A 23,075-nucleotide genomic window follows, 5' to 3' on the forward strand; every position below is an offset into this window, starting at 1 on the left:
CAGATTTTTTGATTCCCATTTACAAAGGGGAAAATCCGGGGATAAAGGCGCAGTGTATGCTTCCGATGTAGCTTTCTTTCAGAAAGCTTTTAGCTCCGCTTCTTCAGGTTATTTCTGTTCTCTACGTTCTCATGTAAATGTTTAGTTCAATGTATATAGTCAGGTTATCCTGACTTAATACGCTCTTGCAAACACAACCGTGTGTTCTGCCTGTTCACCACAAGCCAGGCACGTATGCTTTTCTTCAGCAGGCTGGAACGGAATGTTCCGGCTTGTTGCACCTGTGACTTCTCTTACTTTATCTTCGCAAGTTTCCGAACCGCACCATCCGGCCAGTGTAAACCCGCGTTTATTTTCCATCAGTTCTTTCATCTCATCGAGTGTATCCACGGAGTAGAAGTTATCCGACATAAATGTGCGAGCACGCTCTAACATATCTACCTGGATCTGTGTCAGCATAGCCTGGATCTCTTCTACCAGATTTGCTTGTTCTACCACTTTCTTCTCACCTGTGATCCGTGATACGAGTACACAAACGCCATTTTCCATATCACGTGGACCAATCTCCAGACGAATCGGAACACCGCGCATCTCGTATTCATTGAATTTCCAACCTGGGCGAACATCGCTGCGATCATCCATTTTCACACGGACTCCAGCTTTTTTCAACTCAGTGAACAACTCATCTGCACGCCCAACAACAGCATCACGTGTTTTAGGAGGTCCAATTGGAATCATGACCACTTGAGTAGGTGCGACTTTAGGAGGAAGTACGAGACCACGGTCATCTCCATGAACCATAATTAATGCACCGATCAAACGTGTGCTTACTCCCCATGAAGTAGTGTAAGCCAGCTCCAGCACATTATTCCGGCTAAGATACTGGATTTCAAATGCTTTTGCAAAGTTCGTCCCCATGTAGTGAGATGTACCTGCTTGTACTGCACGTCCATCCTTCATCATGGCTTCGATCGAGTAGGTATCCACCGCACCCGCAAACTTCTCGGACTTGGTTTTCTGACCCACAATTACAGGAATAGCCAAGTATTCCTCAACCACTTCACGATAAATCTCCAGCATTTTCATCGTTTCTTCACGTGCTTCTTCTTCCGTCTCATGCGCTGTATGACCTTCCTGCCACAGGAACTCACTTGTGCGAAGGAAAGGCAACGTTCTTTTTTCCCAACGAACTACGTTAGCCCACTGGTTGATCAGTACCGGAAGATCACGATAAGACTGAATCCACTTGGAATACATGTGACCAATAATCGTTTCGGATGTAGGACGGATTGCCAGACGTTCTTCCAGCTTCTCTCCGCCAGCTTCCGTTACCCATGGTAATTCAGGGTTAAAACCTTCCACGTGCTCTTTTTCCTTTTGAAAGAAGCTCTCAGGAATGAACATCGGGAAGTATGCGTTGCGATGACCCGTTTCCCGGAAACGACGATCCAACTCATCCTTAATATGTTCCCAGATTTCAAATCCGTCTGGTTTGAACACAATACAACCGCGTACGGGTGCATAGTCCATGAGATCAGCTTTTTTGATAACATCAATGTACCAGCGTGAGAAATCCTCACCCTGTGGTGTGATTTCAGTCACGAACTGTTTATCATTTTCCTTTGACATAAGACTCCAGCGTCCTCCCATAACGACTATCTCTGAATGTACAGAGCGTAGTCCAACCGTAATTATCCGTTAATTAAACGTAATATATCATTGTAAGTTACTGCCAGCATCAACACAAACAACATCGCAAATCCGACGAAATGCACCATGCCTTCGCGATTGGGATCAACAGGTCTGCCGCGCAGCGCTTCAATTCCCAAAAATACCAGACGACTGCCGTCCAGTGCAGGTATTGGTAGCAGGTTGAAAATCCCAAGGTAAAGACTCAAAATCGCTGCCCATCTCGTTAACTGTTCAATCCCTTGTTTAGCAATTTGTCCTGTCACTTCAAATGTGCGAACTGGACCACCGATATCATCCATGTTGAACTGATTGATCAGATGTTTAAATCCTTCAAATATTATTTTGGTTGTATCAACCATGGCCACGCCTGAGACTTTAAATGTCTCTACAAATCCAACAGATCGGGTTGGTAACGTAGGTACGATTCCCACTTTACCGCCCTCTTGTCCTTCTACAGCACGTGGAGTAATCGTTATATTAAACGTATCCGAACCCCGGCGCAGCGTCCATTCCATCGGCTTGTCTTTGGAATCGGCAATCATCGACACCATTTTTTGTGAATCCGTACCAATTGCAGTACCATTGATTGTTTCGATAATATCGCCCTTTTGCAGGTTTGCCTGATCGGCTGCCCCACCTTCAACCACTTCACCAATTACAAGATTTTTTGGATTTTCCACTGGAACTCCTGCCATCTGCGCATATACAGCAAACAGCACAAAGGCCAAGATAAAGTTCATGAGTGGGCCCGCAAAAATAGCCAATGCACGCTGTCCAACAGTTTTGCTGCCGAATTGACGATCTTTCGGTGCAATCTGCGTTTGTTTACCACGACTTACCAACATTGCTTGAGGATGAATACGATACTCCTGAATCTCTCCATCTACATCGAGTTGAAGCTTCAGCGCTCTCTCCATATCAATGGAGATGACTTCACCACGTATTACATTTTTACGGTTATCCAGCTGATCCAGATAGATCATCTTCACCTGGTCATCCGCTGATCTTACCGCAATGGTCTGTCCTTCCTGGATCTCTACCAGTTCCGGATCTTCCCCTGCCATCCGTGCATATCCACCAAAAGGCAACAAACGCAATGTAAACTGGGTCTCGTTTCTTTTATATGAGAACAATTTGGGACCAAAACCGATCGCAAACTCCCGTACAAGAATACCGGCGCGTTTGGCAAAATAATAATGCCCCCATTCATGAACCGTCACGATGACAAAGAACATGAGCACCGTTAGAAATACCACTTGTATGGTTTCCAATCCCTATCCATCCTCCTTCACGGCACATACCGCAGTCTGTCCCTCTAGATTATCATTATTCTCTGATGCCGCACAAGAGAATCACTTCTTCCAATTTGTTATGAAAAAAGAGATTACAGACTCGCCGCAAGCTTACGGCTCTCCTGATCACAACGCGCGATCTCCTGCAGATCAGGCTCGTCCACATTGTGGTGTGCTTCCAGCACAGAAGCAATAATATCTTCTATTTTAAGGAATGAAATCTCTTTACGCAAGAAACGGGCTACAGCAACCTCGTTGGCTGCATTAAACGCCGTTGTTGCGGTTCCTCCCATTTTACCACACTCATACGCCATTCTTAAACACGGGAACCGTTCCATATCCATATCACGGAAATGTAATTTCCCAGCTTGAGCAAGAGACAGACGCTGTGCCGGTGATGGCAAGCGGTCAGGGTAAGTCAGTGCATATTGAATTGGAACTCGCATATCCGGATTCCCCAGTTGTGCGATGATGCTTGTGTCATCAAATTCCACATATGAATGAATAACACTCTCTGGGTGAAGCAATACATTAATCTGATCATATCGAAGACCAAATAACCAATGTGCTTCAATGACCTCAAGACCCTTGTTAACCATCGTTGCCGAGTCTATCGTGATTTTGGAGCCCATTGACCAATTCGGATGTTTAAGCGCATCCTCTATAGTCACGTTCTTCAACTGTTCACGGGTAAGATCACGGAATGATCCACCTGAAGCGGTGAGCGTGATGCCTGTCAGGCGTTCTCTGTTTTCACCATTTAAACATTGGAATATCGCAGAGTGCTCACTATCAACGGGCAGTAAAGAGACTCCTTTGGCAGCCGCTCTTGTCGTAACAATATGCCCCGCTGTAACCAATGTCTCCTTGTTAGCCAGTCCGATCTGTTTGCCTGCGTCTATGGCAGCCAGCGTTGACTCCAATCCAACACTGCCCACCACCGCTGTAACAACCGTATGCGCATCGGTTCCTGCCGCAACTTCTACGAGTCCTTCGTTGCCATAAAATAGTTGCGTTCCTGCTGGCAAATGTGGAGCTACCTTCTCCGCCAGTTCTTTGGACCCCACTGATACTTTCTTCGGCCGGTAACGTTTGGTTTGTTCGATCAGCAGGTCTGTATTGCCTCCGGCAGCCAGTCCCTCCACTTGAAAGAGTTCTGGATGCATGTCAACTACATCCAGTGTCTGGGTTCCAATGGAACCGGTTGACCCAAGAATCGCAATTTTTTTCATGCTGCACCTCATCTTTAATTATCCAATGCCTACGGCGAACAATGCTGTTATCTCAGACTCATGTTCTTCTTTAGTAGGGCAGTAGCATTAGTATATGTACGAATGGAAAAACAACAATCCAGCTGTCGCACCGATCAAGAATGCCTCCATGCCCTGGGAGAAGACTGCCTGAATCCTTGATATTATATACACGTTTGTATGCAGACTGGATCAAGTCACCCATCTGACCTACAACTGCACAGGCAATTCCGATCACAATCGCTCTCTGCCAGGAAAGCAAACCATCTGATACTAATGCAAAAATAACAGAAGTAACAATTGCAATTACGATGCCACCCAGTGCGCCCTCTATAGTCTTGTTTGGACTGATGGAAGGCCACAGTTTGTTTTTACCAATGAGTTTCCCTACAAAATAAGCTCCTGCATCACTGGCCCATATGGAGCCCAGCAACAGGAACGTCCAGAACAACCCATGATGCAGATGTCTGGATTCTGCAATGTAATAGAAACCGATCCCTATATACAACACGCCGAGGAAAAGCATGGCCACTGTATTCACGGGAACCTTATTTTTGGTGACAACCGAAGCTGTCATCAGTACAAGCATTACTATCCAGATGACCTGAAATAAGGATAGCGGTCTTGCCTCCCAAAACATTTCCCAAGGAAACACAATGGCAAACACACCAGCATATCCAATCAGGGCCACACCTGAAAAAGGCATCACCCCGGTCATTTTAACAAATTCATAATAACCGATGAGAGCCATAAGCAATACCAAACCATGGTACCAGGGTCCGCCCAGCATGCAAAAACCTAAAAACAACACACCTGCTATGATTCCTGTCGTTAGTCGCTGTTTCAACGGCTTCATCCTCCATCTATTTCAAACCGCCGTAACGCCTTGTTCTGCGCTGATATTCGGCTACTGCTTCAAGCAAATGCTTTTTGCCAAATTCGGGCCAGTATATATCCGTAAACCATAATTCACTATATGCAAGCTGCCAAAGCATAAAGTTGCTTAATCTCAACTCTCCGCTCGTCCGGATCAGCAGATCCGGATCAGGCATGTCAACCGTCAGCATATGTCTATCAATGAGTTCAGGTGTTATGTCCTCTGCCGATAGTTCCCCCGATTTCACCTGCAGAGCGATCTGTTTAACACAGTCCGTCATTTCACGACGACTTCCATAGTTCATTGCAAAGTTCAAAACGAGACCTGTATTATGTTCCGTAAGACGAATGGCTTCCCGCAAGGCATTAATGGTATGAGAAGGTAAATGTTCCTCTTGACCCATCATGCGAATGCGCACATTTTTTTCTATAAGTTCATCCAGCTCTATGGCTAGAAATTCTTGCGGAAGTCGCATCAGAAAATCCACTTCTTCTTTTGGACGCGTCCAGTTTTCTGTCGAAAAAGCGTACATCGTCAGATATTTGATGCCCAGTTCATCCGCCGCGATGGTCGCACGTTTGACCGCCTTCATGCCATTTTGGTGCCCGGCTATACGCGGGAGTCCCAAACGTTTGGCCCATCGTCCATTGCCGTCCATGATGATGGCGACGTGCTGCGGGATATTGTCCTCGGATATAGTCAGCGTTTCCTGCTTGTCAGCCCCATTCCACCACGACCGAACCCGTTTGATCATTCCTGTTCCTCCAAAATCCCTGAAGTTTCTTTATCTGAAGCTTGGAAAAAGAGACAAAACCCCACCGTATTGGAGGGGCTGCGCTTGTCTTACACTTCCATGATTTCTTTTTCTTTGGCAGCGAGTACCTTATCGACTTCAGCAATATACTTGTCAGTCGATTTTTGGATATCGTCCTGATGTCTCCGCGATTCATCCTCGGAAATATCTGACTTTTCCATTTTCTTGATGTCATCATTCGCGTCACGTCGAATGTTACGAATCGCTACTTTACCTTCTTCACCGAACTTCTTCGTCAGCTTAACAAGTTCCGCTCTACGTTCTTCCGTCAATGCCGGAATAGACAAACGGATCATGCTGCCATCATTGGCTGGAGTAAGACCCAGATCCGATTTCATGATGGCACGCTCGATGTCACCCATGGAGGATTTGTCCCAAGGCTGAATCATCAGTGTACGGGAATCCGGAGTACTGATATTAGCGAGTTGATTCAATGGCGTCATTGCTCCATAATACTCTACCTGAATTCGGTCCAGAAGAGCTGGAGTTGCGCGGCCTGCACGCAAAGTAGCCAGGTCACGACGCAATGCTTGAATTGCTTTTTCCATACGCTCTTCGGCATGTTGTTTAACCGCTTGTGGCATTAATCTACACTCCCTTTAACGATTGTTCCGATACGTTCGCCCAGAACAACACGTTTGATGTTACCTTGTTCCGTAATGGCAAATACGATCAACGGGATGTTGTTGTCCTTACAAAGCGAGGATGCCGTTGAATCCATTACACCAAGGTCTTTGTTAAGAATATCCATGTAAGTCAACTGATCAAATTTCACAGCTGTACTGTCCTTAAACGGATCTGCTGAGTATACACCATCAACTTTATTTTTGGCCATCAAGATAACTTCTGCTTCAATCTCCGCTGCGCGCAGTGCTGCTGTTGTATCCGTGGAAAAGAACGGGTTACCTGTACCTGCTGCAAAAATAACGACCCGGCCTTTCTCCAGATGGCGAATAGCTCTACGACGAATATAAGGCTCTGCAATCTGTTGCATTGCAATAGATGTCTGTACACGCGTAGGCACTTCAATCTGTTCCAAAGCATCCTGCAGTGCCAGCGAGTTCATTACTGTCGCCAGCATACCCATATAATCGGCAGTTGCACGATCGATGCCGTTTTCGCTACCGGCAATTCCACGCCAGATGTTTCCGCCGCCACATACAATAGCAACCTGTACACCAAGTGCAACAACCTCTTTTACCTGTTGGGCAATCGACGAGATCGTATCTGCATCAATACCGTAGCCGTTTTGACCGGAAAGAGACTCTCCGCTGACCTTTAAGACAACACGTTTAAATACTGGCTGTTCCAATTATTCACCCTCCACTTTGAATCGAACACGCTTGGTGTTCAACCAACAAAACTTCTCGCGCATGGCCTCCTGCTTAAAAAGAAAGGAACACAGTTGTGTTCCGCTCTTTTAGGAAAAACGTTTAACCGGTAAGGCACTGTTTTCCTGAGATATAAGGGAGTTTACGCTTCGAAGTTTCATCATTCTTATATCTTCGAAAATCAATTCTGCTCGCCGGTTTATAGAAACCGTCTTATTTGTTTACTTGGGACATAACTTCTTCTACGAAGTTGTCTACTTTTTTCTCAAGACCTTCACCCAGTTCGTAACGAACGAAACGACGGATGGAGATGTTTTCACCAATTTGGCTGATTTTTTCGTTCAGCAATTGAGAGATCGTTTTGTCTGGATCTTTAACGAAAGTTTGTTCCAGCAGGCAGTACTCTTCGTAGTATTTACCGATACGGCCTTCAACCATTTTTTCAATGATTTTTTCTGGTTTGCCTTCGTTAAGAGCTTGAGCTTTCAGGATTTCTTTTTCTTTTTCCAGCTCATCTGCAGGAACTTCTTCACGTGTAACGAATTTAGGATTAGCTGCAGCGATTTGCATAGCTACATCTTTAACGAAATCCTTAAATTGATCCGTTTTACCCACGAAGTCTGTTTCACAGTTAACTTCAACCAAGACACCAATACGTCCACCAGCGTGGATGTAAGATTCAACAACGCCTTCAGTTGCTGCACGGCCTGCTTTGCTTGCTGCTGCAGAAAGACCTTTCTCACGCAACAATTCAGCTGCTTTTGTTACATCACCGTTTGCTTCTTCCAGTGCTTTTTTGCAATCGAGCATACCAGCGCCCGTTCTTTCGCGAAGTTCTTTTACTGCACTCGCATTAACTGCCATTATAAATTCCCTCCAACATTAAGTATTGTACGTACACTCTAAAAAAAGGGCAGTGAGAGGTTATCCACCTGCCAACCACCCTTTTCATTTAGTTTATAACATATGTTCGAATCTATTAAGCGGAAGTTTCTTCGCCTTGGTTAGCTTCGATTACAGCATCAGCCATTTTACCTGTCAGCAATTTAACAGCGCGGATCGCGTCGTCATTACCTGGGATAACATAATCGATCTCATCCGGATCGCAGTTAGTATCAACGATACCAACAATTGGGATACCCAATTTGCGAGCTTCCGCAACAGCGATACGCTCTTTGCGTGGATCGATGATGAACAGGGCGCTTGGCAGGCCTTTCATATTTTTAATACCGCCCAAGAATTTCTCCAGACGATCTTTTTCTTTGCGAAGCAAGATAACTTCTTTTTTAGGCAATACAGCGAATGTACCGTCTTCTTCCCAAGCTTCCAACTGTTTCAAACGATCAATACGTTTTTGAATAGTTTGGAAGTTAGTCAGGGTACCGCCAAGCCAGCGTTGGTTAATGTAAAATTGACCAGCACGTTCAGCTTCTTCTTTAACGGAATCTTGAGCTTGTTTCTTAGTACCCACGAAAAGAATTGTACCATTCTCTCCTGCGATTCCTTTAACGAAGTTGTAAGCCTCTTCGACCTTTTTCACCGTCTTTTGCAAGTCGATGATATAAATTCCGTTTCTTTCAGTGAAGATATAACGATCCATTTTTGGGTTCCAACGACGAGTTTGGTGACCGAAGTGTACCCCAGCTTCGAGAAGCTGCTTCATGGAGATTACTGCCATCTTCACACACCTCCTAATATGGTTTTTATTGTGTCCTCCGCCGGCATCATTTTTCGCCAAGACTCTCCATAAGGAAAGCACCCTCAACAAAATTAGCACATGCGTGTGTTTTAACACCGTTATCTAATATAGCATAACTGACTGTCCGATGCAACAGTCTTTGAAGCTAAAATCTACTTTTCATTTTTTGCTAGTATCGAATCCTTTAAACTTGATATGTAACTCAAAGCTAATTATTATCAAGCTTTGAAAATGTACCGTTTAATACGCAAAAACCGTCCTGTCCGAGCATGCTCAGTTTGACGGTTCTTTCGTGATTTTTGCGATAATGGATTTGAAACTTTCGCCTTTTTCAAGCGCATAGGTACCCACCTGGATTTTGGTATTGATTCGCTCAGCCTTGCCAGCCTTTATGAATGCTTGAGCATCATCTACGATTCCCGCAGTTTTTAGGTTTGCTGCAACGATCGCCAGACTGTTGCCTGAACGTACTTTAAATGATACTGTTGCGCCTTTCGGATTGCTTGGCGTTACAGGTTCTGTTGTCTTCGGCTCAGTTATCTCTTTCTGCCCTTCACCTTCACTTGCAGCAGGCTCTTGTGGCTTCTCAGGCTTGGTAGGTGTTTCCGTAGAGGTTGCTGTCTCTGGCGGTGTTGCTGTACTCCCCTGCAACTCACTGCTCTCCTGCTTTTTCTTTGCCACCCACTCTGCTTCTGTGTATAGTTCCTCTTCAGAACCGACCAACTTCATATCCAAGGTTTTCGCGGCCGTTTCAAGCTGTTCTTTGGTCATATTGGCAGTCTGCTCGGGGTCCAGATTACTATCCGACAATGCATTTTGTCCAACTGTGGCCAGTTGAAGCAAAACCGCACCAATAATCATGCCGCTCCCCAGACCAATCCATAAGGATCGCTTGTCCATGACTTAGCTTTCCTCCCGTTCTGCCAGTTGCAGTATTAACTGTACCTCACCTCGCTGAATGCCTGTCTGCTTGGATATGGCATCCATCGACTTACCTTCAGCATGTAGATTAAAGAGTTCCGCATATCGATCTTTAATCGATTCACGCCCAGGCAAAGATTCGACTTCACTGGTCTGTTGGTCTGCTTCTAACGCCTGCTGGGCCGCCTCTGCTTGTACACTTTTCACGAGCGCTTGTGCTTGCAAACCTTCGGAAGATTGTACAGATACATTACCGGAGTGTGGAACAGGTGATGCGACAGCTTCATTCTTTCTGCTCTGTTCCAGCTGATCCAACCGCTGCTGTAATTCCTGAAGTTGCAATTGCATACGTTGATCGGCTGCTGTCGCTTCTCCCTTCATTTCAGCCACGCGTTCAATAAGAGCATCATTATCATTCTCGATCTCGGTCATGTAGTGCTCAAGCGTAGATTCCATCTCCTGCACCAGTTGATGCCCAGGCTCTTGCGCCTTGTTTTTCCGAGGCATAATACAAGCGTAGGCGATGGCGCAGGCCCCTAATATGACAATAATGATCCATGGTGACAAATTGGGTTCTCTCCTTCTGATTCAACCATCGGTGCGCAAGACTGCATGTCCATAACAACCATTTATTATAAAGACAGATCTATGTGTTTTCCCTTGTACGGGTGCTCTGCAGGTTTGACAGTTTCTTGAGCCTGAGCAGTCTCCTGTCCATCGGAACCACTCTGCTGATCCCCATCATGGTTATGACCATCACGCACCGAAGTCTGTGAAGTTTCGTCCATTGCTTCACTTCGTTGCCTTGCTTCATTTGCTTCTTTCGACGTTTGCTCTGCCAAAAGATTCTGATCCGTAATCGGTCGCTGCTGGGCTTCACTTTGATAACGTCCCGCTTCACTTGTTCGTGGTACCGCAATCTGCAACTCCACTGCTTTGAAACTCATACGCTCACCTCACGGTTTCGAATGGATTTCTTCCTGTGCCTGAATGCTGTACTTAAACGTATGGAACCATCGTAATATCACCATCGTGATAATAAAATGAAATTCGACTCACTGGATCTTTAATAAATTTCGTGTATCTGCCGATAACTATTTTAGAGCCTCCATAAATCATCTTCAGAATATCAACACGAGCATTACTTGTATCTTCAAGTGCCTTTTCAATTTCAAAGATACGCATTTTCGTTTCTTCACTTATACGAAGAGCAGATTTCTGCGTAGCATTCAGTTTGATTCGCATCGACATCTTATCTGGAGTTAGTTGTCCAGCGGCAGCTAATTGATCCAGCAATGTCAAAGCTTTCTTCGTTTTGTCCAAGGAATCCATCTGCTCTCTGACTTCCTTGCGCAAATCATTGAGTTCGTTACGCAACTTTGGTAGCACACCAACTTCAATGGAAGTGACCGTGGACATGCTGTTGCCCACAACACGCGCTGAGACGTTCTGACCAGCCTGGATCGAGCCACCAACAATAAGACCCTTGGTTCCCGCACAGATGACACCGTGGCCAGCACGAATATTAGAATGCATAATACTTTGGGAAACCAGAACATCTTCACCAGCATCTACGTTGCCCTCTTGAATGAAAGTACATTTAACATTATGGCCTGCTTGTACCAGTCCTTTGTTATAACCAATAATACCACCGGTAATTTCGATTGAGCCGCCTGCTTCCAGTTCAGCTCCTTCGACACCTCCGACGACACGAATGTCACCTGCTGCTTTTACTTTAAATCCGGTAAGTACATTGCCTCGTATGACAACTGTGCCTACAAAGTCGATATTACCGTTATTGTAGTCAACGTCACCATTGACTTCATAAACCGGAAACACATTCAGTTTGTTACCGTCCGTTTTGGTAACCAGCCCATCCAGTGCAGCATACATCGCAGAACCATCCGGGTTAATCACAACGTTTTTCCCAACTTTAAACCGAGCTTCTTTTCCCGGACGATAAGGAATTTCCTCACCCGTTACTGCCCTGCCTGGTATGCCATCGCTAGGAGCGATCCGCTCTGCAATGATCTGACCACTACGGACATTGTTTAACCGGGTCACTTCTTTGTAATCGACAGTTCCATCTTCCGATTCCAGTGGTCGTCGTTCATTCGTATCGTCCATTCCAACCAGGACCTTGATGAAGCCATCTGTTCCTTGAATGGGAGCGACACCTTCTGCAATCTTGTATTTATCTTTCAAATAGGTTTCAGGGTTGTTCACAAAAAGTAATAATGCCTCTCGCGATACACCTTGTTTGATCCCCTTGTTTGCCACAAATTGTTCAAGTTCATCGATCGTGCAGGCAAAGCCTTCTTCCTCTTTGGAAAATTCAAGGTAGGCTGTGCATTTGTCGTCCGATAAAACAATGTTTAAACATTGTTCCAAAGCAGTCCGCTGTGTCACCGCAATTCTTCCCCCTTTTAGACTTTCCACTCCCCAAACTCCAATGATATTACTTCTCTCTATTAATCTTTACGCATCAACAAATCTTTCTGTTTGTCCAACGTGCCGCGTAATCGTAATATTGCCTTGGAATGTAACTGGGATATACGAGACGGAGAAAGAGACATAACCTCAGCAATTTCACTAAGAGAAAGATCTTCGTAATACAAGAGTGAAACAACCGTTCTCTCTTTTACCGTCAACTTGTCAAGCCCTTGCACCAAAGCTTCCTTCAAATAAAACTCATTCACTTTATAATCCGGATTTTTGGCTTTCTCATCCACCATCAAAGACAGACGAGTCTCAGACTCTTCCTCACGAATTGGGTCCTCCAGCGAGCAAAGTGACATGACTGCCACTTCCTGAAGCATATGTTGAAAATCTTTAGTGGATACGTCCAAATACTCGCTCATTTCCTCATCACTAACAGACCTGAGATAACTTTGTTCCAGCTGTTGGTAGGCGTCTTCAATTCGCTTGGCCTTCTCACGCACAGAACGCGGAACCCAATCACCTTGACGCAGACCGTCAAGAATGGCTCCGCGGACCCTCCATGATGCATAAGTTTCAAATTGCAGACCACGTTCATAGTCGAACTTCTCCAATGCATCAATTAACCCCATAACGCCATTGCTCTCCAAGTCATCCTTGGGAACATTTTTGGGTAAACCAACAGCCAGTCGACCGGATACATAATTTACAATATGAAGATACTTTTCAATCAACGTTTTCTTGGCTTCAAGATCTCCATGTTCTTTCCACTTTTCCCACAGATCAGAATGGTTCAAATGTGAAGCTTTACGCTCGTTCAATTACTTTCACCCTCCTTATTTGTCTGTCAGGTGACGAACGGCCTGCGCCAATTCCTCCGGATCCTTGGTCCGGACAAGTTTAGGCGGATCCAAAGGGGCGAATCCCGTTGGAGCTTTCGTCTCAGATGGCGGAAGATCGTCCCCAGATGAAGCGTTCTGTCCACTCTTGAGCAAATCATTCAGCTCTTGTCCATCGTCTTCGATTTTAATGTCCACCTGTGAACCTCTTTGATCTTGAGCACTTGATGAATCATAACCATACCCATTTCCCTCGATCTGAGGGTTCAGCAGCAATCCCAATCCCCAGCGTAAACCATATGCAAGGACAAACCAGGCTACGAATCCGATCAATCCGCGAATTAAACTGGTCATCAGCACATTGCTGCTGTATGCTACAAAAAAAGTAAGAATAAACCCAACGATGCCTGCTCCAAGATTAATGCGGTAGTTTCCTATCATAGTCTTATAGTTCCTTTACACCCATTTGTACGCTTCGAATAGTCAAAAGTCCAGTTTCACAATCCATCTCAATCGTTCGTCCATAATTCCCACCCGTATCTTCTGCTAGAAGAGGGATATTGAGTTTTTGAAGCCACTCTCGACAAGAATCTGCATTCCTTGGTCCAATACGCATTGTATCTCCAGCGCCAGCAAAGGCAAACATCTGAGAGCCTCCGGCCATTTTAGACACAATACGTGAGCGAGAAGCGCCTAGTTTAATCATCTTTTCCAAAAGCTCAGGCAACGCCGTGTCCGCATATTTCGCAGTGTTCAGTTTCCCTTCACGGGCGATCTCTGAAGTAGGAAGCATGACATGCGCCATTCCAGCCAGCTTCAAATGTGGGTCATACATTGTTAATCCCACACACGAACCCAAGCCAGTCGTACGGATTACACCAGGAAGATGAGCGATGTTTAAATCCGCCATACCGACTTTAACGACGCTTTTGTCCTCAATCATAGCTCAGTGGCACCCCTAGCGATTCAAATATCTTTGCAAAGGATGGTGGATCCGGAATGAGGAAAAACTGACCCTCAACTTGATCTTCACCTTCAAAGAAAGATGTGTCAATCAACAATGCAGCGTCACCCATCTCGCCAAATTGCAGCAAGCCATAACTTAGAATGGCACCTGCCATGTCGATGGCAAGTCCAGGGACAGTTGGATACATAGACAACTTCGTGAAATCTGCCAGAGAAGAAAGATAGGATCCAGCCAAAATATTTCCAATCTCGGAAAGCGCTGATTGTTCCATATCTGTAAAATCAAGTCCTTCTTTCAGATCAAACCCGGCAAGTCTATTTAACAACATTTTAGCAGCCTCTGGTGTCATCATAAAGAAAAGATTTCCCGGTGCCTCGCCTTCTACACGAAGAAACACGGTAACCACGATGCGTTCATCTCCGCCCACTTTTTCGGCAACTTCTTCAAAAGGGAGCATTTGTACTGTAGGTACACCCATGTCAATCGGTCTGTTGAGGAGTTGAGACAACGCCGTTGCGGCGTTGCCTGCTCCAATGTTACCGACCTCTTTGAGCACATCCATCTGGAATACCTCAAATCGGTTGAACATCTCCACGGTACTAGCCCTCAACACTTTCCAGCTGTACAATCTCGCTTTTATTTAATACTTCGTTTAGGTTGAGCATGATCAACAAGCGTGAATCTTCCAATTTAGCAACACCTCGCAGGTATCTCGCTTTGACGCCGCCAACCACTTCTGGTGGGCTATCGATCGCACTGCTCTTGATATCAATAACATCATTGGCAGAATCTACGATAAAGCCAACTTGCATGTCGTCTACACCTACGATAACAATACGAGTCTGATCCGTGTATTCCGTTTCCGGAAGGGAGAAACGACCGCGTAGATCAATGACCGGAATTACAACACCGCGTAGATTAATAACTCCTTTTACAAAGGAAAGTGTCTTGGGAACACGGGTAATTGGCATCATGCGCTCAATCGTCTGAACCTTGTCTACCTCAATACCATACTCTTCGGAACCCAATTTAAAGACGATGACTTTCAACTCTTCTTCCATGTAAAAAACCTCCCTATTAAATGTAAGACTTAGCTCTATGCTTATTTAATAAATGCATTAGGATCAAGAATCAGGGCTACTTGCCCATCTCCGAGAATGGTTGCTCCAGAGATTCCTTCAATAGCAGGAAGATAGGTTCCCATTGATTTGAGAACAATCTCACTTTGTCCAATAAATTCTTCAACAGCTACGGCTGCAAGACGGTCGCCTTTGCGAATCACGACAATTTCTGTTTCTTGCTCATCAGCGTCATTGAAATCCGGTACAGAGAATACTTCGCTCAAAGACAAGTACGGAATAAGTGACTCACGGAACGTGATCATTTTATTGCCGTGAATATTACGAACTTGCTCACGCTGTACAATGGCCGTCTCTACAATGGAAGACAACGGAACAGCATATTTCTCAGAACCAAGTCGTACAAGCATTGCAGCAATAATGGATAGTGTCAACGGAAGCTGAACAGAGAAGTTCGTGCCTTTGCCTGGAGTTGAATGAATCGTTACATTACCGCCAAGCGAAGTGATCTTCGATTTTACTACATCCAAGCCAACACCCCGGCCAGAGATATCCGAGATAATATCAGCAGTACTAAAACCAGGTGCGAACAACAGCTGATTCACTTCATCATCACTCATTTTGGCACCTTGTTCTTCGGTTACAACACCACGTTTGATCGCGGTTTTCAAAAGCTTGTCGCGATAGATACCTTTACCATCATCTTCAATTTCGATAAATACGTGATTTCCACTGTGGAAGGCACGCAGGTTTACTGTACCCATCTCTGGTTTACCTGCAGCTACACGCTCTGCAATGGATTCCACACCATGGTCAACCGCGTTACGCAGTAAATGCACAAGCGGATCACCAATCTCATCAATTACCGTACGATCCAGTTCCGTCTCAGCACCTGTAATCACCAGATCGATTTTTTTATCAAGTGTCTTAGCCAGATCACGGATCATGCGCGGGAATCGATTAAATACGGTATCTACCGGAACCATTCGCAATTTCAGTACAATATTTTGCAAATCTGTGCTAACTCGACTTAAATGAGCTACTGTATCGGATAAATCATTGTTGCCTGTTTCACTGGCCAGTTGCTCCAGACGTGAACGGTCAATCAACAATTCACTGAACAGGTTCATCAATACGTCGAGACGTTCAATATCCACACGAATGGTACGTGAAGGTGCAGCAGCTTGCTTCGGTGCAGCTGTTTTAGCTGGTGCCGTTGTGGTTTCTTCTTTGGGTACAGAATTCTTATCCGGCGAAGCAACCTCAGCTACAGCTGTTGGTGCGGGTGGCGCTTCAACTGTAGCTGCTACCTGATTGGCCATCTGCTGAAGAGTCTCCTGATCCAGTTGAATGAGCTTTGCACTTTCAATTTCAGAGATACTCATGATGCCTTCTTCCAGTTCGTGCGCTTCTTTAGTTGTTATGTAATACAACGAGAAACTGCGCTCAAACTTCTCCTGCTCAATATCCTGAACGGATGGGTAAGCCTTAACGACTTCACCTGAACGTTCCAGCATATCAAAGACCATATAAGCCCGTACACCTTTTAACTGGCTATGCTCGCTAACAAGCACATCCACGTAGAACACACGATGACCTTCGGCGATCGACTGATCCAGCACTGAATATTGGAATTCATCCAGCTCCACAGCCGAAGAGATTGAAGCGTTAGCCGGCTTGTTTGTTTCTGTAGCAGGTCCATTTCCGTTTGTCATTTCACCATTTTCAATGGCTTGAAGTGAAGCTACGATCGACGATACATCTGCTTTACCTTGTCCACCTTCGGTAATATCCTGAACCATAGTTTCCAAAGCGTCCAGACTCTTGAACATGGTATCAAAAATGTAATCCTGCATTTTCAACTTCTCATTACGAACCAGATCCAACACATTTTCCATTTTATGTGTCAGTGATGCCAAATCTTCAAAGCCCATAGTTGCTGCCATACCCTTCAAGGTATGAGCAGAGCGGAATATAACCTGAACTATGCCCAGGTCTTCCGGATTGCCTTCAAGTTGAAGCATGTTTTCGTTAAGCGATTGCAGATGATCATTAGACTCATCAATAAACATGGATAAATATTGGTTCATGTCCATTGTGAGGCACCTCCTCCGTGAGTTACACTCCGTTATTTCACTGCTTGAACAAGTTTAGAAGCAATCTCCTGCAATGGCAGAAGATGACGAACGCATTGCAGCTCTACAGCAGAACGCGGCATACCATATACAACACATGTTTCTTCATTCTCGGCAAAGGTTGATGTAACTCCGGCTTCGTATAATCTCTTCATCATACGTGCTCCATCACTTCCCATTCCCGTTAGCAAAACAAGATGCCTTTGTAAAGATGTAAACGGCAGAAGTGACTCAAACATCGTATCCACTGAAGGTCTATGGCCATTCACTGGTTGATCTTCAGTCAACTTCACGATAAACTTCCCGTCTGCTGTTTTGTTAACTTTCACATGGAATCCGCCGGGTGCTATATAGGCGGTTCCTTTTTTCAGAACCATGCCCTCTTCAGCTTCAACCACATGCAGTGGACTGAATGTATTCAATCGTTGAGCCAGAGAACGTGTGAAATTGGGCGGCATATGCTGCACAATAATGACCGGTGCAGGCAAATCAGCAGGCAACTGCTCGAGCAATGTCTTGAGAGCCCTCGGTCCACCCGTAGAACAACCTATTGCCACAAGTTTGTTGAATGGTCCTTCCAGTCCCCCTCCACCTTTGGGAACAGGATTAGGCTTGATTACATCCTTGGCTTTTGCAGAGGCAGAAGTTGCCGCTATTTGATCAGCTGCCACTCTAGCTGCATTAGGTAGTCGAACTTCCTTTGGAGTCTGTACTGGATTAGCTGACCTCACTGCTTTTTCTGCCTTCGTACCCAAATTACGCTCAGCCTTTGGCAAAGGCTCTGGTTTATTCTCTACGCGACCTGGTTTTGAAGGTGACAATGGTTCAATTGGTTTCTTTGCTTTGGCCTGAAAGGCTTCAGTCCGCTCTCGAAGAGAGCGTTGGATCGTCTCGACAGGTTCGATCGTTTTTTTCACAGGCTCCGCTCGATCCCTAGCCGGCAGTTCTTTCTGCACTGGCTGAGTTGGGGGAGCAACTGCTCCTCGCAACATGTCTCTATTTTTCATGGATAACTCACGATCAGCTTTTCTTTTAATCTCATTCATCGCAGCTCGCATGCGCTCAACCAAGGCTTTACCAACTTGAGCAATATCCTGGTCATGTGAAATAGATGGTTTGCGAATGAAGTCAAATGCCCCAGCTTCAAGCGCCATAATGGTTTCTTTCATGCCTTGTTCATTGATACCAGAGAGCATAATCACAGGAACGAAAGATTCCTTCATAATTGATTTTAATGCATCCAACCCATTCATTTCGGGCATCTCAACGTCCATTGTAATAATATCGGGTTTCAATTCTAGTGATTTTTGAATCGCTTCTCTACCGTTTGATGCCGTTGCTGTAACCTTGAATTCTGGATCCGCTTGGATCAAATCCGTAACAATCTTACGCATAAAAGCGGAATCATCGACAACCAATACTTGATACGCCGCCATGTTGTGTCACCCCTGTTTCCTTTATTCAGAAATCATGTTGTCCGTTTAAGCCACTTATTCATAAATCCCCTGATTCCTGTCAAGGTTCCGGATCCCGGAGTTGCAGGTACAGCCAGATAACGAAGAGCAAGTTTCTCTATATCTTTAGAGGCTTTGGCATTGGGATAAGCCAGACTATAGGGCATTTGCCTTTTAACCGCCTTGACTACCTGAGCGTCTTCTGAAATATACCCAAGCAGCGGAATATCCGTCTGCAAAAACCGCCTCGCCACTCCAGCTATTTTTTCTGCCACCCGTTCCGCTTCTCGTTCGTCTTCCACCCGGTTAACGATCATCCGAAAGGGCGTAGCATTTTCCTGGCCGTGCATAACTTTGACTAAAGCATAAGCATCGGTTATTGAAGTCGGTTCAGGTGTAGTTATAATCAGGCATTCATCAGCAGCACCGATGAACTTCATATTCTCTCTGGAGAGTCCTGCCCCAGTGTCAAAGATGACATAATCCATTTCCTGGGCAATATCCTCGACTTGACTAGCGAAAAACTCCAGATCACGATCAGACAATGAGAACAACTCTTTCATGCCCGATCCTCCAGCAATGTAAGGCAAGCCACTGGCACCCAGTTGTATGATTTCCCTTATGGATTTTTGTCGGTACAACAGGTGGTAAAGATTATAGGAAGAAGACGTACCCATAAGAACATCAATATTAGCCATTCCAATATCGGCATCAAATACAAGTACCTTTTGCCCCAAAGCCTGCAATGCCAAGGCAAAGTTCAGTGTGAAATTGGATTTGCCAACACCTCCCTTACCACTGGCCACAGTAATGATTTTCGAGGATCGAATATCTCGCTCAATGCCTTCCATTTCCAATGGCGCGGAGACCATACTTCGAAGTGCAGCTGCCTGATCCTTCATTGTGACCATTCTCCCAGCAACTGTTTGGACAACGAATCTGCATCTGGTTTCAACAAATCGTCCGGAACATTTTGTCCATTTGCCACATATGCGAGCTTGAGTGGAAAACGGTGTAACAAGTTAAATAGCGGACCGCAGCTCCCAGTCTCATCCATTTTGGTGAAAATCACCTTATCCAGTCCATATTTACTGAAATGTTCAGTGATCTGCACCATATCAGCACTTTTGGAAGTCATACTCATGACCAGAAAGGTTTCGCTATTCTCTACAGGAGCAAGCAAACTTTGCAGTTCTGAAACAAGTAATTCATTTCTGTAGTTTCTACCCGCTGTATCCATAAAGATCAAATCACAATTCTCTAATCGAGAAATGGCACGTTGTGTATCCCCGGGCGATTGTACAACCTCAAGTGGAACATTCAGTATAGATGCATACGTTCTAAGCTGTTCTACCGCCGAGATCCGATACGTATCTGATGTAATGAATCCCACTTTACGCTGTTTTTTGAACATTTGTTCAGCAGCCAATTTTGCAATTGTCGTAGTTTTCCCTACACCGGTTGGTCCAGCTACATAGACGATTCGCGTGGTAGGAAGAATGCCTTCTTCAATACGTTGCTCCAAAAAGTGCATAACCTCAAGCTTCACTATTTGCTCTACACCCTGTTCTTTTAATCCATCCTCAGACCGTTTTGCTTGAATTGAATCAAACCAGGATTCCCACACTTCAGGCCAAACATCTTGTTCTGTCAAACGTTCTCGGATCGTATGCAGTTCCTCTGGCACAGGGTCTGCAGAAGTACCTTGCTTTGAAAGCCTGGTCACCATCTGTTTAAGATCCTGCAATTCAGTCATCAACTTATCCTGCTGCAGGTCTGAACCTGTTGGCTTCGGACCAGTTGTTGAACCCGAAAAATCCGCCCCTTGCGGTCGCGGTTTATGATCCGTGCTCGAAGAACCTGAGCCGCTGTCTATGTTTGAACCGATATTACGCGATTCAAACACAGACGGTGCAGCCGCAGATTGGTCCTGTACACTTTGATCAGCTGTATTCGTTGCCACCGACTCATCAGAAGCCGCAACAAACGAACGAGCTGTTTGCCGATAAGCCTCAGGTACAAATGCACGAGGTACAGGTGTGAATTGATTTTGTACTGGCTTTGTTGTTTGCTTGTTTTCTTCCTTATCCACTGCAGCTACAACTTCGATCCGTTTTTTGCGAAACATTCCCATCACACCGCCCACCTTAATCTCTTTGGTGGACAGAATAACGGCATCACTTCCCAGGTCTTTGCGAATTTGAAGCATAGCTTCGGGCATGGTCTCAACAACGTATTGTTTTACTCTCATAAGTTCACCACCCCGATACTTTGAATTTCAACATTCGGCTCCAACTCGCTGTAGGAAAGCACAGGAATGTCCTGCATAGTACGTTCAATAACCTGACGCAGATACATCCGAATGGTTGGAGAAGTTAATACAACAGGTTGTTGACCTGATTGAATCAAACGGTTCACTTGTTCACTGAGCTTCTGATATACACTTTGTGTAGATACGGGGTCTAGCGCAAGATAACTGCCTTGATCCGATTGTTGCACACTTTCAGCAATTTTCTTCTCAAGACCAGGTCCAACCGTAATCACTCGAAGTGTCTCACCTTTCTGTGAGAACTGCTGAGTAATCTGACGTGAGAGGGATTGTCTGACGTATTCAGTCAGCACATCAGGATCTTTCGTATACGTACCATAGTCAGCCAGTGTCTCGAAGATGGTCACCATATCTCGAATAGATATTTTCTCACGCAATAACTTGGCAAGCACTTTCTGTACATCACCAATGGAAAGTAGAGAAGGGATCAGTTCATCCACAAGGGCAGAGTAGTTCTCTCTGAGATTATCCACAAGTGCTTTTGTCTCTTGTCTTCCAAGTAACTCATGCGCATGTTTCTTAATCAGTTCCGTCAGATGTGTAGCCACAACGGAAGGCGGGTCAACAACCGTATATCCTGCAAGTTCGGCTCTGTCTTTGGTCACTTCATCTATCCATAGTGCTGGAAGCCCAAAAGCAGGCTCCGTCGTTTCAATACCTGTCACAGACTCCTCATCATAGCCAGGACTCATGGCAAGGTAATGATTCAACAACAGTTCTCCGCCACCTACCACATTACCCTTGATTTTGATAACATACTCATTGGGTCTGAGCTGGATATTATCTCGAATCCGTATAACCGGAACGACCAACCCCAGTTCAAGAGCACACTGCCTCCGAATCATAATGATCCGATCCAATAAGTCCCCACCCTGCTGATTATCAGCAAGCGGGATTAAACCATAACCAAATTCAAACTCAATAGGGTCCACCTGAAGCAGGTTAATTACACTTTCAGGACTTCTAACCTCTTCAATCTGCTGTTCTTCTTCCAACTGTTCTTCCGCTACTTGTTTCAAATTCAGATTATTCTGCATACGCCACGCGGCATATGCCAACACACCTGCCAACGGAAGCGTAGTAATAACATGAATTGGTGTGAAGAAACCGAGCATGGCAATAACGAAAGCTACGATATAAATTAGTATTGGATATGTAAACAGTTGCCCCGTAATATCATCTGCCAGGTTTCCTTCTGAAGACGCTCTGGTGACGATAAGTCCTGCTGCTGTGGAAATAAGCAGAGCAGGGATTTGGCTTACCAATCCATCTCCGATAGTCAGTACAGAGTACGTTGACATTGCATCTGCAAAAGCCATCCCATGCACAGTCATACCGATTATAAATCCACCAATGAGATTGATCAGGAGGATGATAATACTTGCAATTGCGTCACCTTTTACGAATTTACTTGCTCCATCCATCGCTCCATAGAAATCGGCTTCACGTTCAATTTTGGAACGACGCTCACGAGCTTGTTGCTCGTTGATCAGACCCGCATTCAGATCCGCATCAATACTCATTTGTTTACCAGGCATCGCATCAAGGGTGAATCGGGCAGCAACTTCAGCTACGCGCTCAGACCCCTTTGTAATAACGATAAACTGAACGACAACGAGGATCAAAAACACGATAAATCCAATTGCAATCTGTCCTCCAGCAATCCAGCTACCAAAGGTAGCAACTACAGCTCCAGCATCCCCTTCACCAAGAATTAGCTTGGTAGTCGAAATGTTCAGAGCCAGTCGGAATAGTGTAGTGATCAACAGCAAAGCTGGAAAAATAGAAAACTGCAACGCTTCTTTGCTGTTCATTGCAACAAGGAGTATCATCAGTGCAATTGAAATATTGACGACCAGCAACAAGTCCAACAGCCAGGTTGGGATCGGAAGAATCATCATCAACACAATGCCAATGATACCCGCAAGGACAGCTATATCTTTAATCTTCAATGAAT

Annotated in this window: 23 protein-coding genes; all 23 read right to left on the minus strand. The window is 45.1% G+C overall.

The genetic code is table 11. From position 1 onward, the window contains the following. Positions 1–174: 174 nt before the first annotated feature. The 23 genes from proS to flhA all read right to left on the minus strand — a co-directional run bounded on the left by proS (position 175) and on the right by flhA (position 23,070). Positions 175–1,629, minus strand: coding sequence for a proline--tRNA ligase (proS, locus tag MHI01_RS07145; RefSeq protein ID WP_074094579.1), 1,455 nt, complete (start codon positions 1,627–1,629; stop codon positions 175–177). Between the two features lie 62 nt (positions 1,630–1,691). Beyond that, positions 1,692–2,963: an RIP metalloprotease RseP gene (rseP, locus tag MHI01_RS07150; RefSeq protein ID WP_315371350.1), complete on the minus strand. Its 1,272-nt coding sequence runs from the start codon at positions 2,961–2,963 to the stop codon at positions 1,692–1,694. Positions 2,964–3,076: 113 nt separating this feature from the next. Further along, positions 3,077–4,216, minus strand: a complete 1,140-nt coding sequence (locus tag MHI01_RS07155) for a 1-deoxy-D-xylulose-5-phosphate reductoisomerase (protein ID WP_340982836.1) — start codon at positions 4,214–4,216, stop codon at positions 3,077–3,079. A 70-nt stretch (positions 4,217–4,286) separates the two neighbouring features. Next, positions 4,287–5,081 (minus strand): phosphatidate cytidylyltransferase, encoded by a 795-nt coding sequence (locus MHI01_RS07160; RefSeq protein ID WP_036670385.1) that lies wholly within the window; start codon positions 5,079–5,081, stop codon positions 4,287–4,289. Between the two features lie 16 nt (positions 5,082–5,097). Further along, complete coding sequence (locus MHI01_RS07165) at positions 5,098–5,865, minus strand: isoprenyl transferase (RefSeq protein ID WP_017689151.1); 768 nt, start codon at positions 5,863–5,865, stop codon at positions 5,098–5,100. 89 nt (positions 5,866–5,954) lie between these two features. Next, entirely contained in the window at positions 5,955–6,509 is a 555-nt protein-coding gene (gene frr / locus MHI01_RS07170) for a ribosome recycling factor (protein WP_062833820.1), read from the minus strand. Continuing rightward, a complete protein-coding gene (pyrH, locus tag MHI01_RS07175; protein ID WP_017689153.1) occupies positions 6,509–7,237 on the minus strand; it encodes a UMP kinase in 729 nt (242 codons plus the stop codon). Before pyrH ends, frr begins: the two co-directional genes overlap by 1 nt. Positions 7,238–7,469: 232 nt before the next feature. Further along, positions 7,470–8,120 (minus strand): translation elongation factor Ts, encoded by a 651-nt coding sequence (tsf, locus tag MHI01_RS07180; RefSeq protein ID WP_036609326.1) that lies wholly within the window; start codon positions 8,118–8,120, stop codon positions 7,470–7,472. Between the two features lie 115 nt (positions 8,121–8,235). After that, the gene (gene rpsB / locus MHI01_RS07185) at positions 8,236–8,934 is read right to left on the minus strand and encodes a 30S ribosomal protein S2 (protein WP_047842496.1); all 699 of its coding nucleotides are present in this window, start codon (positions 8,932–8,934) and stop codon (positions 8,236–8,238) included. Between the two features lie 294 nt (positions 8,935–9,228). Continuing rightward, positions 9,229–9,855, minus strand: a complete 627-nt coding sequence (locus tag MHI01_RS07190; RefSeq protein WP_253507504.1) for a hypothetical protein — start codon at positions 9,853–9,855, stop codon at positions 9,229–9,231. A 3-nt stretch (positions 9,856–9,858) separates the two neighbouring features. Further along, the gene (locus MHI01_RS07195) at positions 9,859–10,443 is read right to left on the minus strand and encodes a hypothetical protein (RefSeq protein WP_253507502.1); all 585 of its coding nucleotides are present in this window, start codon (positions 10,441–10,443) and stop codon (positions 9,859–9,861) included. A gap of 65 nt (positions 10,444–10,508) precedes the next feature. Continuing rightward, positions 10,509–10,823: a hypothetical protein gene (locus MHI01_RS07200; protein ID WP_036609332.1), complete on the minus strand. Its 315-nt coding sequence runs from the start codon at positions 10,821–10,823 to the stop codon at positions 10,509–10,511. A 52-nt stretch (positions 10,824–10,875) separates the two neighbouring features. After that, the gene (locus tag MHI01_RS07205; RefSeq protein WP_076249810.1) at positions 10,876–12,285 is read right to left on the minus strand and encodes a DUF342 domain-containing protein; all 1,410 of its coding nucleotides are present in this window, start codon (positions 12,283–12,285) and stop codon (positions 10,876–10,878) included. A gap of 62 nt (positions 12,286–12,347) precedes the next feature. Continuing rightward, on the minus strand, positions 12,348–13,136 hold the full coding sequence (locus MHI01_RS07210) for a FliA/WhiG family RNA polymerase sigma factor (protein WP_017689160.1): 789 nt from the start codon (positions 13,134–13,136) through the stop codon (positions 12,348–12,350). A 15-nt stretch (positions 13,137–13,151) separates the two neighbouring features. Next, the gene (locus tag MHI01_RS07215) at positions 13,152–13,595 is read right to left on the minus strand and encodes a hypothetical protein (RefSeq protein WP_253507499.1); all 444 of its coding nucleotides are present in this window, start codon (positions 13,593–13,595) and stop codon (positions 13,152–13,154) included. 4 nt (positions 13,596–13,599) lie between these two features. After that, positions 13,600–14,097 carry a chemotaxis protein CheD gene (locus MHI01_RS07220; RefSeq protein WP_091031874.1) on the minus strand — a complete coding sequence of 166 codons (498 nt, stop codon included), beginning with the start codon at positions 14,095–14,097 and terminating at the stop codon, positions 13,600–13,602. Next, positions 14,090–14,710, minus strand: coding sequence for a chemotaxis protein CheC (locus tag MHI01_RS07225; RefSeq protein ID WP_100529443.1), 621 nt, complete (start codon positions 14,708–14,710; stop codon positions 14,090–14,092). Before MHI01_RS07225 ends, MHI01_RS07220 begins: the two co-directional genes overlap by 8 nt. A gap of 10 nt (positions 14,711–14,720) precedes the next feature. Beyond that, entirely contained in the window at positions 14,721–15,182 is a 462-nt protein-coding gene (locus tag MHI01_RS07230; protein ID WP_036609340.1) for a chemotaxis protein CheW, read from the minus strand. Positions 15,183–15,223: 41 nt separating this feature from the next. After that, entirely contained in the window at positions 15,224–17,296 is a 2,073-nt protein-coding gene (locus MHI01_RS07235) for a chemotaxis protein CheA (RefSeq protein WP_036609342.1), read from the minus strand. A 32-nt stretch (positions 17,297–17,328) separates the two neighbouring features. Further along, positions 17,329–18,771 carry a chemotaxis-specific protein-glutamate methyltransferase CheB gene (gene cheB, locus MHI01_RS07240; protein ID WP_047842490.1) on the minus strand — a complete coding sequence of 481 codons (1,443 nt, stop codon included), beginning with the start codon at positions 18,769–18,771 and terminating at the stop codon, positions 17,329–17,331. A gap of 32 nt (positions 18,772–18,803) precedes the next feature. Continuing rightward, positions 18,804–19,691 carry a MinD/ParA family protein gene (locus MHI01_RS07245; protein WP_127543761.1) on the minus strand — a complete coding sequence of 296 codons (888 nt, stop codon included), beginning with the start codon at positions 19,689–19,691 and terminating at the stop codon, positions 18,804–18,806. After that, positions 19,688–21,040 carry a flagellar biosynthesis protein FlhF gene (gene flhF, locus MHI01_RS07250; RefSeq protein ID WP_047842488.1) on the minus strand — a complete coding sequence of 451 codons (1,353 nt, stop codon included), beginning with the start codon at positions 21,038–21,040 and terminating at the stop codon, positions 19,688–19,690. The genes MHI01_RS07245 and flhF overlap by 4 nt, the downstream gene beginning before the upstream one ends. Continuing rightward, entirely contained in the window at positions 21,037–23,070 is a 2,034-nt protein-coding gene (gene flhA, locus MHI01_RS07255) for a flagellar biosynthesis protein FlhA (RefSeq protein ID WP_036670372.1), read from the minus strand. The genes flhF and flhA overlap by 4 nt, the downstream gene beginning before the upstream one ends. Between the last annotated feature and the right edge of the window lie 5 nt (positions 23,071–23,075).

The sequence above is a fragment of the Paenibacillus sp. FSL M7-0656 genome (assembly GCF_038003225.1).
Taxonomy (GTDB): Bacteria; Bacillota; Bacilli; order Paenibacillales; family Paenibacillaceae; genus Paenibacillus; species Paenibacillus amylolyticus.

What these genes read in the sequence shown, in the direction of transcription:
- rpsB (WP_047842496.1), bottom strand. Translation starts at nt 8,934, where the DNA reads ATGGCAGTAATCTCCATGAAGCAGCTTCTCGAAGCTGGGGTACACTTC.
- MHI01_RS07190 (WP_253507504.1), bottom strand. Translation starts at nt 9,855, where the DNA reads ATGGACAAGCGATCCTTATGGATTGGTCTGGGGAGCGGCATGATTATT.
- frr (WP_062833820.1), bottom strand. Translation starts at nt 6,509, where the DNA reads ATGCCACAAGCGGTTAAACAACATGCCGAAGAGCGTATGGAAAAAGCA.
- MHI01_RS07165 (WP_017689151.1), bottom strand. Translation starts at nt 5,865, where the DNA reads ATGATCAAACGGGTTCGGTCGTGGTGGAATGGGGCTGACAAGCAGGAA.
- MHI01_RS07230 (WP_036609340.1), bottom strand. Translation starts at nt 15,182, where the DNA reads ATGGAAGAAGAGTTGAAAGTCATCGTCTTTAAATTGGGTTCCGAAGAG.
- MHI01_RS07225 (WP_100529443.1), bottom strand. Translation starts at nt 14,710, where the DNA reads ATGTTCAACCGATTTGAGGTATTCCAGATGGATGTGCTCAAAGAGGTC.
- cheB (WP_047842490.1), bottom strand. Translation starts at nt 18,771, where the DNA reads ATGGCGGCGTATCAAGTATTGGTTGTCGATGATTCCGCTTTTATGCGT.
- MHI01_RS07235 (WP_036609342.1), bottom strand. Translation starts at nt 17,296, where the DNA reads ATGGACATGAACCAATATTTATCCATGTTTATTGATGAGTCTAATGAT.
- MHI01_RS07200 (WP_036609332.1), bottom strand. Translation starts at nt 10,823, where the DNA reads ATGAGTTTCAAAGCAGTGGAGTTGCAGATTGCGGTACCACGAACAAGT.
- MHI01_RS07245 (WP_127543761.1), bottom strand. Translation starts at nt 19,691, where the DNA reads ATGAAGGATCAGGCAGCTGCACTTCGAAGTATGGTCTCCGCGCCATTG.
- proS (WP_074094579.1), bottom strand. Translation starts at nt 1,629, where the DNA reads ATGTCAAAGGAAAATGATAAACAGTTCGTGACTGAAATCACACCACAG.
- MHI01_RS07215 (WP_253507499.1), bottom strand. Translation starts at nt 13,595, where the DNA reads ATGATAGGAAACTACCGCATTAATCTTGGAGCAGGCATCGTTGGGTTT.
- flhF (WP_047842488.1), bottom strand. Translation starts at nt 21,040, where the DNA reads ATGAGAGTAAAACAATACGTTGTTGAGACCATGCCCGAAGCTATGCTT.
- tsf (WP_036609326.1), bottom strand. Translation starts at nt 8,120, where the DNA reads ATGGCAGTTAATGCGAGTGCAGTAAAAGAACTTCGCGAAAGAACGGGC.
- MHI01_RS07155 (WP_340982836.1), bottom strand. Translation starts at nt 4,216, where the DNA reads ATGAAAAAAATTGCGATTCTTGGGTCAACCGGTTCCATTGGAACCCAG.
- MHI01_RS07220 (WP_091031874.1), bottom strand. Translation starts at nt 14,097, where the DNA reads ATGATTGAGGACAAAAGCGTCGTTAAAGTCGGTATGGCGGATTTAAAC.